General features: G+C 44.4%; 13 protein-coding genes. 7 read left to right on the forward strand and 6 right to left on the reverse strand.

Going from position 1 to position 19,112, the window contains the following annotated elements; genetic code table 11:
• Positions 1–329: 329 nt before the first annotated feature.
• Positions 330–1,196 (forward strand): TauD/TfdA dioxygenase family protein, encoded by an 867-nt coding sequence (locus DP114_RS28400; RefSeq protein WP_171977718.1) that lies wholly within the window; start codon positions 330–332, stop codon positions 1,194–1,196.
• A gap of 98 nt (positions 1,197–1,294) precedes the next feature.
• Here the strand turns inward: DP114_RS28400 and DP114_RS28405 are convergent, their stop codons facing one another.
• Together DP114_RS28405 and DP114_RS28410 are read right to left on the reverse strand one after the other, a co-directional pair.
• Positions 1,295–2,152, reverse strand: a complete 858-nt coding sequence (locus DP114_RS28405) for a sugar kinase (RefSeq protein WP_169263323.1) — start codon at positions 2,150–2,152, stop codon at positions 1,295–1,297.
• Positions 2,153–2,157: 5 nt separating this feature from the next.
• Complete coding sequence (locus tag DP114_RS28410; RefSeq protein WP_169263322.1) at positions 2,158–3,519, reverse strand: TrpB-like pyridoxal phosphate-dependent enzyme; 1,362 nt, start codon at positions 3,517–3,519, stop codon at positions 2,158–2,160.
• Between the two features lie 116 nt (positions 3,520–3,635).
• Between DP114_RS28410 and rsmI the strand changes: the two genes are divergently transcribed.
• Positions 3,636–4,496, forward strand: a complete 861-nt coding sequence (gene rsmI / locus DP114_RS28415) for a 16S rRNA (cytidine(1402)-2'-O)-methyltransferase (protein WP_169263321.1) — start codon at positions 3,636–3,638, stop codon at positions 4,494–4,496.
• A gap of 121 nt (positions 4,497–4,617) precedes the next feature.
• Positions 4,618–4,797 (forward strand): 30S ribosomal protein S21, encoded by a 180-nt coding sequence (rpsU, locus tag DP114_RS28420; protein ID WP_171977719.1) that lies wholly within the window; start codon positions 4,618–4,620, stop codon positions 4,795–4,797.
• Between the two features lie 289 nt (positions 4,798–5,086).
• On the opposite strand, the gene pth is transcribed toward rpsU, so the two are convergent.
• Positions 5,087–5,728, reverse strand: a complete 642-nt coding sequence (gene pth / locus DP114_RS28425; protein ID WP_169263319.1) for an aminoacyl-tRNA hydrolase — start codon at positions 5,726–5,728, stop codon at positions 5,087–5,089.
• 12 nt (positions 5,729–5,740) lie between these two features.
• Entirely contained in the window at positions 5,741–6,037 is a 297-nt protein-coding gene (locus DP114_RS28430) for a TatA/E family twin arginine-targeting protein translocase (protein WP_169263318.1), read from the reverse strand.
• A 608-nt stretch (positions 6,038–6,645) separates the two neighbouring features.
• Between DP114_RS28430 and DP114_RS28435 the strand changes: the two genes are divergently transcribed.
• The 3 genes from DP114_RS28435 to DP114_RS28445 all read left to right on the forward strand — a co-directional run bounded on the left by DP114_RS28435 (position 6,646) and on the right by DP114_RS28445 (position 15,062).
• A complete protein-coding gene (locus DP114_RS28435; protein ID WP_171977720.1) occupies positions 6,646–8,070 on the forward strand; it encodes a hypothetical protein in 1,425 nt (474 codons plus the stop codon).
• 43 nt (positions 8,071–8,113) lie between these two features.
• Complete coding sequence (locus tag DP114_RS28440; protein ID WP_171977721.1) at positions 8,114–9,820, forward strand: C25 family cysteine peptidase; 1,707 nt, start codon at positions 8,114–8,116, stop codon at positions 9,818–9,820.
• A gap of 343 nt (positions 9,821–10,163) precedes the next feature.
• Positions 10,164–15,062, forward strand: a complete 4,899-nt coding sequence (locus DP114_RS28445) for an nSTAND1 domain-containing NTPase (RefSeq protein WP_171977722.1) — start codon at positions 10,164–10,166, stop codon at positions 15,060–15,062.
• 75 nt (positions 15,063–15,137) lie between these two features.
• Here the strand turns inward: DP114_RS28445 and psbH are convergent, their stop codons facing one another.
• Complete coding sequence (psbH, locus tag DP114_RS28450; RefSeq protein WP_169263314.1) at positions 15,138–15,344, reverse strand: photosystem II reaction center phosphoprotein PsbH; 207 nt, start codon at positions 15,342–15,344, stop codon at positions 15,138–15,140.
• A gap of 83 nt (positions 15,345–15,427) precedes the next feature.
• Between psbH and psbN the strand changes: the two genes are divergently transcribed.
• Complete coding sequence (gene psbN / locus DP114_RS28455; protein ID WP_169263313.1) at positions 15,428–15,559, forward strand: photosystem II reaction center protein PsbN; 132 nt, start codon at positions 15,428–15,430, stop codon at positions 15,557–15,559.
• Between the two features lie 43 nt (positions 15,560–15,602).
• Here the strand turns inward: psbN and DP114_RS28460 are convergent, their stop codons facing one another.
• Positions 15,603–18,929: an alpha-mannosidase gene (locus DP114_RS28460; RefSeq protein ID WP_171977723.1), complete on the reverse strand. Its 3,327-nt coding sequence runs from the start codon at positions 18,927–18,929 to the stop codon at positions 15,603–15,605.
• Positions 18,930–19,112 lie beyond the last annotated feature (183 nt).

The raw sequence follows: 19,112 nt of genomic DNA on the forward strand, positions 1-19,112 counted from the left end.
AATAGAATGAGAAGCGCAAAACTCCCGTGCTTATAGCCGTAAAGATGTAGCGCTAACGGCAATTTTTCTTGCCCTCCGGGTTCAGCAGTTGCTACAAGTCGGCACTGTCCTCCCCAACGCACTGCTTCACCGCGACATCAAGTAATATTGTGATGCCTTTGCTCCTCAATATACTTTGGTATTGTATGGCTAGAAACATTGTGAATCTCCCGGTTTGTAGCTGGGTAGGGCGTTAAAGTTTGATTACTTTGTAACTGAATAAGTTGCACATCGCCTAAAAGTGACGCGAAGATGGAAAGGGGACACTACAAAGTGCAAGGATTTACTCTATGCAATACAAGACAGTCCAGCAGCACCAACGACTTGGTATCGAAGTGCTGCAAGGTTGCAATCTCATGCAACTTACAGATCAACAGGTACAGGAATTCAAAAAATCTCTTTGGGAACACGGTGTTATCGTCGTCAGACAGCAACATCTTACTGCATCACAGTTGAAGGAATTTGCCCAACAGACTTTTGGTTATTCAAGGCTTGGGCGTCAGCAGCCTAAACCCAATGATCCCGAAATCGATCCAAACTTACTTTCTCCAGGTGTACATATCTTAGGAAATCCCAAAGGACATACTCAGGAAATTGTGGGCAAGTTTGCTTGGCAATGGCATCATGACAAAGACCACCTTCCAAAAACGGAAGGACTGGATATGAATGCTCTGTATGTGGTGATGCTTTATGGAGTGGAAATACCTCAAGGAGTCGATGGACAACCTCACACGACTGAATTTCTCGACATGATAGAAGCATACAACAACTTTGAACCAGAACATCAGCGGCAATTAGAGTCAATGAATATGTATCATTTGTCGCCCGTCTTTAGTGAGTCTGAGAGTGATGTTCCTATGAAAGTGCATCCAATCGTATCAACCCACAAAGTGACTGGGCACAAAGGATTATATCTTGGCTCAGACACATCGATTCCTGTTGGTATGGAAGAGAAACCAGAGTCGGCAAAACAGTTTTGGCAAGAACTATTTGAGACTGTTCTGGATCGCACACCAGTTTTCGCTCATGTTTGGCAACCGGGCGATATTGTTTTTTGGGACAACTCGCAAGTTATGCACACAGGCACTCCGTACGATGCCACGCAGTATAAACGCGTCGCTTTACGCTTAGGAGTTGTGGACAACACTTATGTCTAGATACTGTCAATTGGCTTGTTATGCTCTAATCTCCGATTCGGTTTCCTAGAGTACTCTCGCCTTTTCAGCGATTGTAAAATCAGCACAGCAATCGACTACTAAGAATGCATCCAGCGGCGCGTGCCAAAAAATTGACAGGAAAATGAAGTCATATGAGCTGCTTGCTGCAACGCAGTGGTAAAACTTTCCTGTAAAATGTGATGACAAAAAGCACCGTGGAAAATATCTCCAGCCCCTAGTGTATCAACAGCTTGAACAGCAGGTACATCTATAACGCCAGCTTTTCCATCTTCGAGATATCGAATCGGTTTTTCTCCATGAGTGATGGCAATGTGACAAATACCAAATCCACTCAGATAAGCAAAAACCTCATCTTCAGTCTCGCAGTTGGGCGGATGAAAATTAGCAGAACAAATAGCGTAGTCTACAAAAGGTAAGACTTTCTCAAAGCCGTTTTTCCAACTACCACCATCGATAACAACTGGGATATTCCTCGCTTTAGCTATTTGGGCAATTTCACTTCCAACAGCCATTTGATGTCCATCTATTAAAACAATGTCAACGTGTTGTAAAATTTCTGGCCAAATAGATTCACGGTTTGCTTGAGTTTTGACAGCGTTTATGGAAACGACTGCGCGTTCACCAGTTGCTTGGGTGACAATAATAGAAGAAACTGGTGGCGCGTTTTGTGTGTTGGGATCAAGGTCAATTATTTCAACTTTATAATTTGCTAAATCTCCTTTTATCAACTGCGTCATTGGGTGACAACCTACTACGCCCAAGACTGTCGCTTGATTACCCAAATGACTGAAAGTAACAGCCGCGTTTGTTGCTGGACCACCTGCAGCAACAGTGTAGTCAGCAGCGACTATTTTCTGATTACTCTGAGGAGGAGATTGGGCAAGGTAAATCAAATCTAAAGTGACTAAACCGACAAATAACCCACTTTTTTTCATATAGTTCAACGAATCACAGGCAAGCCTGACAGCGCCATCGCTATTTCTTCAGCACTATATTCAGTATCGCGTAACAATCCTGCCTGATAATCCATGTACGCTTGCATATCGAAGTGACCGTGACCACACAAATTGAATAGGATGGTCTTACTCACTCCTTCTTCCTTGCAGCGTAGTGCTTCATCAATCGCACCCTTGACTGCATGATTAGCTTCAGGGGCAGGTAAAATACCTTCACTACGGGCAAAAGTTAAACCAGATGCAAAACAATCAAGTTGTGTGAAAGCTCTTGTTTCAATCAAACCCAAATCTACAACGTGACTGAGCAAAGGTGCCATACCATGATACCGCAACCCACCTGCATGAATGCCTTGGGGAACAAAGGTGCTGCCCAAAGTGTACATCTTGACAAGGGGAGTGAGATGTGCTGTATCGCCAAAGTCATATGTATATTTGCCCTTAGTTAAGGTTGGGCAAGCAGCCGGTTCAACTGCCACAAATTTGATATCACTTTGCTCACCGCGCAGCTTTGCACCCATGAAAGGAAAGGCAATACCAGCAAAATTACTACCGCCACCTGTACAACCCACGATAATATCAGGATAGTCACCTGCTTGCTCCAGTTGTGTCAGCGCTTCTTGACCGATGACAGTCTGATGATGTAGCACATGATTCAACACGCTACCTAATGAATATTTTGTCTGCTCATCTTGAACTGCCACTTCTACCGCTTCACTAATGGCGATCCCCAAACTGCCTGTGCTATCAGGATTTTCTTGGAGAATCTTTCGCCCTGCTTGTGTTTCATCACTGGGGCTAGCTATAACACGCGCACCAAAAGATTCCATAAAAGCGCGACGATATGGCTTTTGTCGATAGCTTACTTTTACCATGTAAACCACGACTTCTAAGCCAAAAAAAGCACCAGCAACTGCCAGCGAAGAACCCCATTGTCCTGCACCAGTTTCTGTTATCAGGCGCTTTACCCCTGCTTGCTTGTTGTAATAAGCCTGTGGAATCGCTGTATTGGGTTTGTGGCTACCAGCTGGACTGACACCTTCGTACTTATAGTAAATTTTAGCAGGGGTATCAAGAGCTTCCTCTAGGCGTCGGGCGCGGTAAAGTGGAGTTGGTCGCCACTGACGGTAAATTGATTGTACTTCCTCAGGAATTTCAATCCAGCGTTCAGTGGTAACCTCTTGGGAAATCAGCGCCGCTGGAAAAAGGGGTTCTAAGTCTTTTGCTGTTATTGGCTGATATGTACCAGGGTGTAACACTGGTGCCATCGGCGTGGGTAAATCAGCCTGGATATTGTACCAGGACTGTGGTATTTGGTTTTCGCTAAGCGTGTATTTGATCGTGTCCATTGCTCAAAAGTGACTACAATAAATTTTTCTTTCTATCGTACGCTTTTCGCTGGATAGAATACACACAATTAAAAATTGTCAGAAGCTCCACTCAACACACAAGATAATATTTATTCATGGATATAAAACCAGGAACACTTTACGTTGTCGGCACACCTATTGGTAACCTGGAAGATATGACATTCCGGGCAGTGAAAGTTTTGCAGACAGTGGATATCATTGCGGCGGAAGATACACGCCACACTGGTAGATTGTTACAACATTTTCAAGTGAGAACGCCACAGGTAAGTTACCATGAACACAACCGTAGTAGTCGGATTCCAGAGTTATTAGAGGAACTCAGTAACGGGAAAGCGATCGCTCTGGTGACTGATGCAGGTATACCAGGAATTTCTGATCCTGGATATGAACTCATTAAAGTTTCTGTTGAGGCTGGGATAACAGTTGTGCCAATTCCTGGTGCAAATGCAGCAATGACTGCATTAAGTGCAGCTGGATTACCAACGGATAAATTTGTTTTTGAAGGATTTTTACCAGTTAAAAGTCAACAGAGGCGATCGCACTTAGAATTCCTAGCAACAGAACCTCGCACACTCATTTTCTACGAGTCTCCCCACCGCCTACGCGAAACTTTGGAAGATTTAGCAGAAGTCTTTGGAAACACTCGCCAAATTGTCATCGCGCGGGAGTTAACTAAATTGTATGAGGAATTTTTGCGGGGAAGTATTGAATCAGCAATTCTTCATTACAGCCAACGCGAACCTCAAGGTGAATACACTTTGGTTGTGGGAGGAACACCACCTACTCAACCGCAACTTTCAGAAGAAGAACTCAAAGCAGAGTTGCAAAAGATCATGAGTCAGGGAATATCGCGATCGCAAGCCAGCCGTCAGTTAGCAAAAGAAATTTCCTTTCCCCGTCGTCAATTATATCAATTAGCTCTTTCTATCAAAATGCCCGATCAAGATAGTCATTAGTCATCAATCTTCTTCTTCGGTGATTCCCTCTACTTTTCCGGTTCTCCTACTTTTGTCAAGGGGAGTTTCGCTCCCGGTTGCAGTCGCACTACAATCAGAGTATTGTTCATGAGGAAGAAGAATGACCCAGGTGCTTTTAGGAGACAATGAAGGAATTGATTCGGCTTTGCGTCGATTTAAACGGCAAGTTTCCAAAGCAGGAATCTTAGCTGATGTCAAGTTTCACAGACACTTTGAAACACCATTAGAAAAACGTAAACGCAAGGCTGTAGCTGCAAGACGCAAGCGAAGTATGAGATAAACCGAATTGGAACTGACGTTGCTTGACTACGTTCACGCTTGTTAGAGAAGCTTAAATAGATTCGGTAGCCTTGATACAAAAATTAGACAAGATGAATCGTACCCCTACCGGGGTACGATCTAATTATTTTTCAAAACTATAGAATACGCCAGGTGAGTTAGAGACTCATGTATTATTTGTAATATTTGAAGTCAAGAACAGTCGCACTCAGCCCAACAATTCTACTTCTTTTTGAAATAGGTGAGCTAAGCTCACCTCTTCCAGTACTGGGAATGTCAAAAATACACGACTAAGATTGCGAACTATCAAAAGAGCGGCTGTTACAAATATTCATTGCCTTTTCCACTCCCGAATTCAGGCTGAGTTCTACGCATTCGCCCACAAACTGTAGTACAACAGAAACCATCTGATTTTCAGCAGCAGAAAATCGTCCTAAGACATGAGAAACAGTACCATGTTCGTCGTTACTCGCTGCATTTTTTGGTTTACCAATACCAATACGTAAACGAGGAAAGTTTTGTGTCCCAAGGTGTGCGATCGCGCTTTTCATACCGTTATGTCCTCCAGCGGAACCAGATAAGCGCAGGCGAGTTTTTCCCAAAGGCAAATCCATATCATCATAAATAACTAAAACCAATTCAGGTTGCAGCTTATACCAGCTTGTCACGGCTTGCATTGCTTGTCCTGAAAGATTCATATAAGTCAATGGCTTCAACAAACGGATTTTATCTCTATTTGGTGCAATTCCTTCGCCATATTCGCCTTGAAACTTGCGATTTTCTGCCAAGGGAATCTTCCAAGAACGAGATAGCGCGTCTACAGCAGCAAAACCAATATTGTGGCGTGTTTGATCATACTTGGGTTCTGGGTTCCCCAACCCGACAATTAGCTGGGGAATGACCAAAGTTTTTTTAGCAACAGCTTCTGTCATTTTGCCTTCTGTCTAGCTTTTTTGGGCAGAACTCGCAGTGTCTTGCTCCAACTTAGTTGCTTCTATTTGCTTAGTTTCTGGTTGAGTTGTTTGCTTGGTATCTAGTTCAGCAGTCGTTTTCACTGCTTCTTGCAACTCAACTGCTTCTTTTTGAAACTCGTTTTGAAACTCGCTAGAAGCTTGTTGAAAACCGCGAATTGCTTTTCCTAAGCTGCGACCAACTTCTGGTAGCTTTTTCGGACCAAAGATTAACAGTGCTACCACAAAGATTAAAGCCATTTCCGGCAAACCGATACCAAATACATTCATATTTTTCTCCAGTCACATCAAAAACCGCATTGGAAACCCACATATGTAGTTTAATCAATAGTTACCGTCATTGCTGCGATCATAATTTTAGTTACTTAATGCTCCAACAGCCGACTTACTTATCAAAATCCGACTTGAGCCGACTTGAAGATCCGACTTTGCCGACTTTGGTGGCGGAGTCTGAGGCAGTAAGTTTAGATCAGAGCAACTAAAGTTCAAATTTCTGAAGTTCTCAAAACACCACCCACATCTATATTCCGGAAGAAAGAACACCATGACTTAACATGAACTTACTAGGAAATACTCTTGGTTTTAATCCAAAAAAGAACTGGGAACTTTTTTAAGAAAACAATACTAACTACGTATGAAGTTGTGCTAAATAAAGCTTCCATAATAAAGTTGTAAGAACTCACACAAGCAAAAATTATAGTATAATTTTTGCGGAGTTATACGGTAATGTGCAAGAACTGAGCCTCTGACTAGCGGCGAAAGTCTGTGCTAGCAACAAATCAAAGAAACACATTTTTTTCACTTTATGAAAATCTTGCTATATAACAGTTAGAAAAGTTACAAAATAAAAATGCAACCGGGGTCAAGAAAATTTACTTATGGCAATTGAAAAAACATTAGTCGAAACTTCCTTGAAATACTATCTCATCGCTCTTGATGCTAAAGGCAAAGAACGCCAAAACAATGGAGAGTTCATCAGCCAAAAGGTAATAGAGATCTTATCTAGCGCAAGAAAGTCTAAAGAGCCAATCACAGATGTCTTTTTGATGAGCCACGGATGGCAAGGTGACATTCCTGCAGCAAAAAACCAGTACGACAAATGGATTGCAGCTATGGCTAAAAACCAGGCTGATATTCAAAAAATGCAACAGTTGCGACCAGGATTTCGCCCGTTGTTGATTGGTCTACATTGGCCTAGTAAGCCTTGGGGAGATGAAGATCTCAATGCAGTGTCTCTAGACAAAACAATTGTGTCCTTTGACACTACAGATACTTCTCAAGAAGAGTTAATCAATCAGTATGCTCACAGCATTGCTGATACTGAAGCTGCAAGAGTTGCGCTCAGAACAATTTTTACAGCAGCGGTAGAGTATGACGTAGCACCCGATACATTACCATCAGAGGTGCGTGAAGCCTACGAGGTTTTGATTAAGGAAGCATCTTTGAGTAGTGAAGGAGAAGATACAGATGCGTGGAGCGAAAACGAATCATTAAATCTAGATCCTGAAAGTATATATGAAGCTACCCTTGCAGAAGAAAACGAAGATGTCAGCTTCGGAATTGGGGATAGTGTGAAATCAGCCACAGATGCATTTTTGAACATTCCGAGATTGTTATCTTTCTGGAAGATGAAAGACCTCGCTCGGAAAATCGGTCAAACCACTGGTTTCAATTTGTTAAACAGACTTCAACAACTGACAGATAATACTGTAAGATTTCATCTGATGGGGCACAGTTTTGGATGTATTTTTGTCTCAGCTACCGTTGCAGGTACCAAAGACAATAACAAATTAGTCCGTCCAGTTAATTCTCTTGTCTTAATACAAGGTGCTCTATCACTGTGGTCTTTCTGCTCAAATGTCCCTTTTAGAAACAATCTTCCTGGTTACTTCCGCTCCATTATTAGTGATGGTAAAGTTGCAGGGCCGATTGTTACTACCCAATCTGAGCATGATAAGGCTGTCAAGAATGCCTATCCTATGGCGGGAACACTCGGAATATTTAGGGAGCAAGATATAGACTTTGACCCTAATAGTGAGAGTACCCAGAAGGAATATCCCGGCGTAGGTGGCATTGGTTGTTATGGGATTCAGGGTGATGGTTTGGAAATTATTAACGATCCAAAAGGTATGCTACCCCTGGAACAATCCTACAATTTTCAATCAGGTAAAATTTACAACTTAGAAAGTAGTAAATATATTGTTGTCCCTCCGAGTCTACTAGATCTTTTCATAGGTGCTCACAACGCCATTGATAAACCGGAAGTCGCTCATGCAGTGTGGTCGGCAGCCTTTGGCAGTTAATGAAACAGTGTCTGTAAGTTGGAAATATAAGGATACACATAATATGAGCGTAGAACAGCTAACACAAGAGCTGTATTTCAATGGAATTGACGGTGCCTCAGGAGAGTATTTGCTACCTCCTTTGACACCTGAACAGGTTTCTAAGATTGCCCAAGGTGAAGAGTTTGACCCTGTAGAGATTAGTGAACTCAAGAAAAAGGATCTGCACGTCAAAGGTTTAGAACCTGATTTTGCACCGATAGAAGGAGTAGATCCTAAAGACCTGGCACAGACAGGTTGGGGAGTTATCTTCACCTATAATGCCGACCCAGCAATCAAAGAAGCGCTCAAAGAACTGTTAGAACATCGGCAAAGGCAAGCGACGAAAAATCACGAGAACTATTATCAGGAATACACTGGCCCCAAGGGTTATCGTCCTGGTGAGTCGAAAAATCAATTTTTGGCGCGTCATGGAGTTGGCCCCGGCCCTGCTGATCCAGAGAAAATGCCTTATTATCTGCTGATCGTTGGTGACCCAGAAAGCATTCCTTATCGTTTCCAGTATCAACTCGACGTACAGTATGCAGTGGGTCGAATTTACTTCGATACGCCGCAAGAATATGCTCAGTATGCTCGTAGTGTCGTCCAGGCTGAAACTGGTAATTTAAACCTGCCTCGCCGCGCTACCTTTTTCGGCGTCCGTACTCAGGGTGACGCAGCTACTGAACTCAGTGCTGAAAAATTGATTCAGCCTTTAGCTGATTGGATGGTGAGTTCCCAAAAACAGAATAATTGGACAGTAGAAACCTTACTAGCAGAAGAAGCCACAAAGGCGCGGTTGAGCAAATTGTTAGGAGGAGAGGAAACACCTGCTGTATTGTTCACTGCCAGTCATGGCATGGGTTTTCCTCATGGGGATGAAAGGCAACTACGTCATCAGGGCGCTTTACTTTGTCAGGACTGGCCTGGTAAAGCCCAGTGGGGCAATAAACCAATTCCCGAAGAATTTTACTTTTCTGCGGACGATATCGGTAACGATGCTCGTTTGCTAGGTCTAATTGCTTTTCACTTTGCTTGTTATGGTGCTGGTACGCCCCGTTTTGATGAATTTGGCCATAGAAAAGGCTCAACGCAGAGGTTAGAAATTGCTCCCCATGCTTTTGTTGCTCCTCTACCCCGACGACTCCTCAGTCACCCCAATGGAGGTGCTTTGGCAGTCATCGGGCACGTAGAACGCGCTTGGGGTTGCTCTTTCGTCTGGGAAAAAACTGGTAAACAGTTAGCAGTGTTTCAAAGTACTCTCAAGCGACTGCTAGAAGGTCATCCTGTGGGGTCAGCTGTCGAGTATTTCAACGAACGCTATGCTGAACTTTCGTCTGATTTGAGTACAGAATTAGAAGAAATTAAGTATGGTGCGATCGCCAATCCAATAAATTTGTCTGGAATGTGGACAGCCAACAACGATGCTCGCAGTTATGCCATTATTGGCGACCCCGCAGTTAGGCTAGTTGTGGGTGATAGTTCCACAGGCGATCGCCCAGTAATAGAGACAATCAATTTACCGACTGCGCCTGCAACGCCTCAGACAGCCGATGCAAGCGCTATCCAGCAAGCCCAGACAAACTTGATTCAAGCACTAGAACAGTTTGTCAACACAGCCCAGCAAGCTTCAGATGACGATAAAGCAAAACTTCAGGCTGCGCTTTTAGCTATAACTAGTCTACGTGAAAGTCTGAATAAATTGAATTTAATTGATACCAATTCTCCATGATAGCTTGCCCGTAAAGTGCCAGAGATACGCCCAATTATATGAGGAACGAACCGCAAAGGACGCAAAGGACACAAAGAAAGAAAGAAAGAAAGAAGAAGTAAGAAAATTTGGCACAGCCTCACAAAGAAATAGTATGTGATATCAAATCCGTTTGTATCGGAATGATTTCTCCTTTCTCTCTGCCTCTGCGTTCTCTGCGCCTCTGCGGTTTTTTAATTATTCAGATTCAACCGGAAACGATATGAATTGGGGATCGAAAATTGAAAGATTTTATCACTAAATCTGTTTTCCAGTCCCCAGTCCTCAATAGCAAGTTAGCATTTACCAGTATTAAAGAGAACTCATGAACACTTTCGAGATTACCATCCAACGCAAATCAGGAGATAGCTGGCCAATTGTCGTAGAACACACTCAACCAGGCGTTCTTTTACCATTGCGGTTGGAAGGTAATCTCTGTTTGAGTGCTGAAGATTTGCAGCATTTGACTAGTCTTCAAGGGCAAGTACGAGATTACGGTACATTTTTGGGTAAAGCGCTGTTACGAGACGAAGTGCGTGATGGATTTATCCGGGCACTGAGTCAGAATCAGCAAACAGTGCGGGTGTTACTGTTTATTGAAGCTATTGATAAACAACTGCGAACTTTACGTTGGGAAAGACTATGTGCTCCCATTGATGGCGAATGGCAAATCTTAGCACTTAACCAAAGAGTGCCTTTCTCTTTTTATATTCCTGCGATTACCGACCGACTGTTTCCTGCCATCGGGCGGCGAGATTTAAAGGCGCTGGTACTAGTGGCTAGTCCCTCGGATTCAAGTCGGTATAAATTAGACATATTTGATGTGGAAGCTACGGTGAAGAGCGTGCGCGTAGCCTTGGGTGATATTCCTACCGATGTGTTAGCAACAGTTGACGGTGCTATTGGCTTACCCACTCTAGATGAACTTTGCGCTCAACTAACCGATCGCACAAAGCAGTATACAATGCTGCACTTTGTTAGCCACGGTAAAGTCATGGATGATGGTGAAACCCTCCTGTACTGGTCAAAAAGTGATAATACAGTTGAGGTGGTGACAGCCACAAAGTTAATAGAAAGAGTTCGCCAGTTACGAGGTGCTAGAGGGCTACCTCATTTTACTTTTCTCTGTACTTGTGAGAGTGCCAGCCCAGAAGCAGAAGGAGCATTAGGGGGATTAGGGCAGCGATTGGTGCGAGATTTGGGGATGCCTGCGGTGGTGGCGATGACGGAGAAAGTCACTATCAAGACGGCTCAGGCACTAACAGAGAAATTTTACTACCAATTGAGACAATCGGGGGAGGTTGACTCAGCATTGCATGAGGCGACAGCAACTCTTGCAGAACGTGGCGATGTGACTGTACCGGCACTGTTCAGCCGTTTGGGAGGACGACCCTTATTTAGCGACCAGCTTGACCGAGAACTGACCAACGCGGAAATTCAGTATGGTTTAGAACGGCTTGTGCAGTTGTTACCAGAGCGATCGCCTGTCCTCGAAAAGAAGTTTGCACAGCTAGAGGGGCAGCTCAAAAATACCCTGGGAGCAGATGCCACAGCTTTGAGCAAAGAAGTCCTCAAAGAACGAGAACAAACTTTAGAAGAAGTTAACAACCTCTGTGAGGAAATCGTTGACCTCAACTTCAACGCTTTGGCATTAGGTCAGCAACCACCAATCTATGATTCTCGTTGCCCGTTTCTCGGTCTGTATCCTTTCCGAGTCGAAAACCGCGAATTTTTCTTTGGGCGAGAAGAATTAATTGCCCAACTGCAACAAAAGCTCACTGAACACAACTTTTTAGCTGTATTAGGCGGTTCTGGCAGTGGTAAGTCATCGTTGGTGTTAGCAGGGTTGATCCCGAAGCTACAGGAAAAACAGATTGGTTTGCTTTCAGTATACATGACACCGAGTAGTAACCCGATCGAACAACTGGAAACTAGTCTGTCCCAAGTGCTAGCACAATCTACAATATTAGTCATCGACCAATTTGAGGAATTGTTTACCCTCTGTACTGATGAAGCCGAGAGGGTGAGTTTCATCGAAAAATTGTTAAGCCTGATTCCACACCAAAAAGTCGTCATTACTATGCGGGCAGACTTTTGGGGCGAATGTGCGCCCTATCGCAATTTGAAAGATTTGATGGAAGCTAGGCAAAAACTAATTGGTCCGATGGATGCTGCCCAATTGCGCAAAGCGATGGAAATGCAAGCTGCGAAGGTAGGGTTACGGTTTGAAGCAGGCTTGAGCAACTTGATTCTGGATAATGTGCAAGGTGAACCAGGAGCAATGCCACTACTGCAACATGCATTGCTGGAGATGTGGAAGCACCGACATGGTAGATGGTTGCGGACTGTGGAGTATGAGGCTATTGGTGGTGTGAATAAGGCGATCGCTCAAACTGCCGATGATGTTTACAATAGTTTGTCACCCGCAGAACAAGACCAAGTTAAGAATATTTTCATCCGCTTGACACGTTTGGATGAAAATGCATTACAAGGAGAGAAACGTCGTGACACCCGACAGCGAGTTTGGTTAGATGAATTAGTACCTGCGGGTGGTGATTTGGCAACTACTAAGCGGTTGGTGCAGCGGTTAGCGGGTGAAGGGGCGCGATTAGTAGTTACAAGTGTAGACGGATCGACAAATCGTGAAGAGGTGGAGATAGCACATGAAGCCTTAATCCGCCACTGGCCGAGGTTGCTGCAGTGGTTAGATGATAATCGAATAAACTTACAACTACGCAAAAATATACGTGATGCAGCTTTGGATTGGGAAAAGCAGCAAAAAAGCGAGGATTATTTGACGCATGATGAAGGAGGAAGATTAAAAGAAGCTCAGGAGTTAGCGAAACATACGAGTTTTCTAAACAAGTTAGAAACTGAGTATGTGACTGCTTGTACAGAAAAAAGCGATCGCCAAGAAAGAGAAAAAGAAGCCCGTCGCCGTCGCGAAATCAGAACAGCTTGGGGAATAGCTGGCGGATCATTAATCGCTTTAATTCTGACTGCTGGCTTGGGAATTCTTTCTTTCCATCGCAAACAACAAGCGGAAATAACTCAAGCCAATGTTCTAGTTCGATCTTCCTCGTCACTGTTTGATTCTCATAAAGAATTGGATGCTCTGATCCAACAGATTAAGGCAGGAAAGATTTTGAAAGAACACAAAGTAAGCGAGCCTTTGCTTGTAACAACGTTGCAAAAAGCAGTTTATGGAGTCAAAGAGCGCAATCGCTTGACTAGTCATAAGGATACGGTGAATAAGGTCGTCTTCAGTCCCAACGGCGAAACCATTGCCACTGCAAGTTCTGACAAAACGGTCAAACTTTGGAATCTTCAAGGTAAGGAACTGCACACCCTCATTGGGCATCAGGATGTTGTCAATGATGTCGTCTTCAGCCCGGACGGTGAAATCATTGCCACTGCAAGTTACGACAAAACAGTCAAACTCTGGAATCTTCAAGGTAAGCTACTGCACACACTTTCCGCCGCGCATCAGCCAAGTCTGATTAACATTGTCTTCAGCCCAGACGGTGAAACAATTGCCACTGCAAGTTACGACAAAACAGTCAAACTTTGGAACCGCGAAGGTAAGCCACTGCACACCCTCATTGGGCATCAGGGTTTTGTCAATGATGTCGTCTTCAGCCCTGACGGCGAAACCATTGCCACTGCAAGTTTTGATAAAACGGTCAAACTTTGGAATCTTCAAGGTAAAGAACAGCAAACCCTTACTGGGCATAAGCTAGGTGTCAATAGCATTGTCTTCAGCCCCGACGGCAAAACCCTTGCCACAGCAAGTTCCGACAACACCGTCAAACTTTGGAACCGCGAAAGTAAGCAACCGGGTACCCTCCCGCATGAGGCTAGCGTCACTAGGGGTGTCTTCAGCAAGGAACCGCGTACCCTCCCGCATGAGGATCAAGTCACTAAAGTTGTCTTCAGCCCCGACCACGGCAAAAGCATTGTCACTGTTAGTAGTCAGAAGAGCAAAATCGTCACATTTTGGAACCTTACAGATAATCAGTCAAAGATAGACCTCTCTGGGGATGAGGGTACTATGGTCAATGATGTCGTCTTCAGCTCTGACGGGAAAACCCTTGCCATTTCTGGTGAAAACAACAAGGTCAAACTCTGGAACGTTGAGAACCTTGAAAGTAAGGAACAACAGATCCTTCCCGGAAAGAAAGTCGTCTTCAGCCGCAACGGCAAAACCCTTGCCACTGCTAATGACGACACGGTAACACTCTGGAACTTAGAGGAGAAGAAACCGCAGACCCTTCTTGGAACGAAAGTCGTCTTCAGCGCTGATGATAAAACTCTTGCCACTACAAGTTCCGACAACACCGTCAAACTTTGGAACCGCAAACGTGAGCAAGTGGGCACCCTCATTGGGCATCAGGATGTTGTCAGTAGCGTTGTCTTCAGCCCTGACGGCAAAACCATTGCCACTGCAAGTTTGGACAAAACGGTCAAACTTTGGAACCAGGAAGGTAAAGAACGGAAAACCCTTACTGGGCATCAGGATGTTGTCAATGATGTCGTCTTCAGCCCCGACGGCAAAATCCTTGCTAGTGCTAGTCTTGACAAAACGATCAAACTTTGGAACCTTGAAACTAACGAACCGCCGCGTACCCTCTCTGGGCATAGTAGCGATGTTTTTAGCGTCGTCTTCAGCCCCGACGGCAAAACCCTTGCTAGTGCAAGTTCCGACAAAACGGTCAAACTTTGGAACCTTAAAGGTGATGAGCTACCGCGCACCCTTTCCGGGCATCAGTCTTGGGTCAACAGCGTCGTCTTCAGTCCTGACGGCAAAACCCTTGCCACTGCTAGTAGTGACAATAAGGTTAAACTCTGGAACCTCAAAGGTGAGCCACTGCGTACCCTCTCTGGGCATAGTAGCGATGTTTTTAGCGTCGTCTTCAGCCCCGACGGCAAAACCCTTGCCACTGCTAGTCTTGACAACACAGCCAAACTCTGGAACCTCAAAGGTGAGCTACTGCACACCCTCTCTCTTTCTGAGTATGATCACAAAGGACCCCGTAGCGTCGTCTTCAGCCACGACGGCAAAACCCTTGCCACTGTTGCAGGTTTTAGCATTATTCTGCGGGATTTCGATTTAGATACGCTAATGAGCAGTGCTTGTGATTCGGTGGGGGATTATCTGAAGTATAGCAAAGAGGTAGAAGACAGCGATCGCCACCTTTGCGATGGTATTGGAACAGCCCACTAACAACTGACAAAAAAACCCGGACGAAAGCCGGGTGTGGAGTAACACAGTGTTATCCAGGTTTTTGGACTAGGAACATTATTTAACGCCCAAAGCCCGCCAGTCAACCAAAACATCTTGGATCGTGAAGGACTTGTTATAGAGTTGCAGAATAATCAACAGAAACACGAAAAATAGCAAAATAAAAACAGCCATCACGGGGGTAGTACCCCAACCTGGAGTCACTTTACCATACTCAGAGTTTAAAGGTTTGAGGATATCTCCCAATTGCGTCCTTTGTGCCATAGTTCACCTAAGATGAGTTGCCAAAGCATTTTTTAATCTTCTGTAATATTCTATAGGAATAGGACACATAATCGATACTTGTCATGGAACCCGCAATAGTTCTTAGTATTTCTGTCGGCGCTGTTGTGATCTTCATTACGGCGTTCTCCATCTACACCTCTTTTGGCCCTCCTGGTAAGGAATTGAGCGATCCCTTTGAAGATCACGAAGATTAGATTTCATGGGTTTGTGATTGTGTTTTACACAATCACAAACCCCTCAGCTAACCCTAAAGCTGCTAATTTTCCAGGGTTGAATCGTAAAGATTTGTTGCCCAGATGAGAATTCGGGTGTGGGCAAAGAGTGCTCTAATAAGTCCACTGACTCTCCCAGAGTCAACCCTAAATCACTTTGCAACTGCAAATCGGCTGTCTGTCCGTGACATTCGTAACATCGGACAATCCATTGTTTTGGGTTGTCTTCTGCTTGCTTAAACGCCATTAATATTAAGTTCTCAGCCGACAAATCTAAGAAGCTACCAACTGGTGGTAAAGACTTGTTGTTCTGGTGATGCTTGGAACTCAACATCATTAGTTCCATTGGTAGATGCAATTCATAACCGTGTCTGACTGTATGGGCTGATTCCCAGCTACCAGCATGAGGATACAAAGCATAAGTAAATTCATGAAATCCTTTGTCTGCTTCCTCGTCAGGCCAATTTGGACTGCGTAACAGACTTAAGCGTAATTGATTGGATTGGCTGTCGTACCCATACTTACAATCGTTTAACAGACTAACACCGTATGTATGATCGTTGTTAACGGTGGCAGGAGTTGTCAAATCTGCCCAACGTAAAGCAGGGACTTCCCATTTCGCCTTTTCTGCTGGAGTTTCGGGTTTGGTCGGACGGCGAATCGTCCCACAAGGAATTTCATAAGTCGCAAAGTCTGCCTCTAGATTCAGAGGAAAAGCAGCTTTCACCAAACAGTTACGTTCCTGCCAGTTCACAGTCGTGACGATTTTCAGGATTGGCGAACGCCCTTGTAATATGTAATCACAGCAAAACTCTGATTCACCCAGCTGACGCACCACACGCAGACGAGTTTGCACAAGTCCTGTTTCGAGCCACTCAATAGATTTTAGCTGAGTTGGTGGTAAGGGATGCTCAGAATAATTAGGGTCAATATTCCAAGCATCCCAATATTGACCACTATCTTGGAAAGCTTGTAATTGATTTCCAGCACAACTGAGAACTTCTCTATCATTAACTTTGTCAAAAAGACTCGACAAATTACCAGTTTCTTCGTCAACAGTTACCCGCAAAAACTCATTTTCAAAACTCAATCTTTTTCGCTCAAAATGTTCTTGCTTTTGCAAACTTGAATTGGTATCATCAGACTGGGTTATGTTATTGCCTTTTTTAGGCAGTTGAGGACAAAGCCAAAAAACGCGATAGCCAACAGAGGGAACATCGGTTGCTATAAACAGCAGCTTTGAGTCGTTGCTCAGTTGGGAAGGTAAAAGTTCTCCTTCAAGATTATAAACGCAAACACAAGAGTGAGGTAATGGTAGCTCAACAGCGACAACCGAAGAGCGCTGCCAATTCAGGGAGTTAAAGACGAAAATTGGTACAGCATCGGGTTGGGGCGGCTCGCTTAAGTTTATTTGGGATGCAAGATCACTCAAAGACTCCTGCAATATCTCATTGCCAACTTTCTCCACCTCCTGCCAAGTTGGAAGCGCATCCGCATAAACTTGATTAATCGAAGAACCAGGCAGAATATCGTGAAACTGATTAAATAAGACCTTTTTCCACGCCGCTTCTAGTTCAGCTTTCGGATATGTCACCCCAGAGCTAATTGTTGCCAAAGCCGCAAACAGTTCTGCTTGGTACAATAATCCTTCACAACGACGATTCCAACGTTTTTGGTCAGCGTGGGTGGTATAACAGCCGCGATGGAATTCTAGATAAAGTTCGTCCTCCCAAGTGGGGAAGGAGGGAGGGGAAGCAGGGGAGGCTGGGGGAGAATTATTTTCTTGTCTATTCTTGATTTGCTGTAGATAATTTTCGGCAGTCGTAAATTCTAGCTTCGGGAACAAAGAAGATTTTTGCCAACGCTGGGCAGTTTCTAACATATCACGAGTGGGACCGCCACCGTGGTCACCCACGCCAGGAAGCCAAAGGGCGTCAGAAAGACCTGTTTGAGTTTGCCATTCACACGCGTAGGATGCCATTTTAACAGGATCGATACCTTCACCAACAAGGGCAGACATATAGCTAAAGACTTCACTACCGTCAGGCGATCGCCACCAAAAAGCACCATAATCAAACTTCGTCGTATCATTCCAGCGCAACTTCTGAGTCACGAAATACTCAACACCAGCACTTGCGAAAAACTGCGGCAAAGTTGCACAAAAACCGAAACTATCTGGTACCCATACAACAGAAGAAAGCTTGCCAAACTTCTCCAACACATAACGCTGACCATACAACAACTGACGAACAATAGATTCACCTGCAATTAAATTCAGTTCCGGTTCAACCCAAAAACCTCCCACAACTTCCCAACGCCCAGCTTTTACCGCTTCTTGAATCGCATCAAACAAATCCGGGCGATGCTCTTCAATCCAAGCATAAAGCACCGGCGAAGAATGACAAAAAATCAACTCTGGAAAATCTTGCTGAAGTTTAAGAACCGACTCAAAAGTACTTTGTGCAGCCTTCCAAGTTTCACTCACAGGCCAAAGCCATGCCAAGTCAAGATGAGCATGACCTAATAAGTAAATTTTTGAATCAAGATTTTGAATCTTCGATTCCAGCAACCTCTGACGAAGAGCAAAAAGTAATTTCTCAAACTCTTTCTTATCTTCCTTGGCGTCCTTCGCGTCTTGGTGAGTCCAGCCCCCGTCTTGGCGGCTTCCGTCACGTTCGCGTAGCGTCTCCGCAGGAGTTTGGGGGACTGGCGAACCCGAAGGGCGGTTCGTTTCCTCCCAATCAATCCCCGCCACACTCCCCGCCAAATCCTCCAACCTCTGCGGCTCAAAAGTTTCCAAAAACCGCTGCATCACAGCCAACTCATCAGCCACAAAACCGGGATCTGGGCGATTCTCATCCGTAGACTCATAAATCAGCAGCGACTTAACAAGAGCACCATCACAATGCCCCGGACTTACCAAACGCAAAGCTATGATAAATTCATCTGCTGGTGTCACCGCATCACTCAGTAGTACCCTTGGCGAACTATCAAACAAATCTCCCTCAACCGTCAACTTTCCATTGACATAAACTTGAGCAGAGTCTGCCCACCAAACCAGTGATAGCCGCAAAGACAAGCCCTGTAGCGGGTAACCCTGTAAATCTTGGGGAATAACTACTTTTTGCACCAACCATAGCACATTTTGCCCAAGGACCCAACCAATGTGTCCTTTGGCGTTTAACTGGGCAAGACTCCAAAGCGAAAAGTCGCAGGTGCTAATGTCAGCCACAGACAAGTCAGCTTCCAAGCATTGCCAAGATGACAAATTATTTACTCTTACACAGGAGCGCAATTTCTCTATTGCTTCCAAGATAAATTTAGTATTAGCTTGAGATACTGGAGAGGTCATAATTTCGCTAAGATGAGGAAACTCATTATCATCAACACTCTTTCGATTTATTGTTTGGTGCGAGTCCGACAGCTAAGCAACACTCTTAACAAAAGTTCACCATTACGTCACGCATTGAACTTGTACACAGCTAGGGACTAGACCAATTACTAGCACTGGTTGTTTTCTTAATTTTGAACTTTG

This window comes from Brasilonema sennae CENA114, assembly GCF_006968745.1.
Lineage (GTDB): Bacteria > Cyanobacteriota > Cyanobacteriia > Cyanobacteriales > Nostocaceae > Brasilonema > Brasilonema sennae.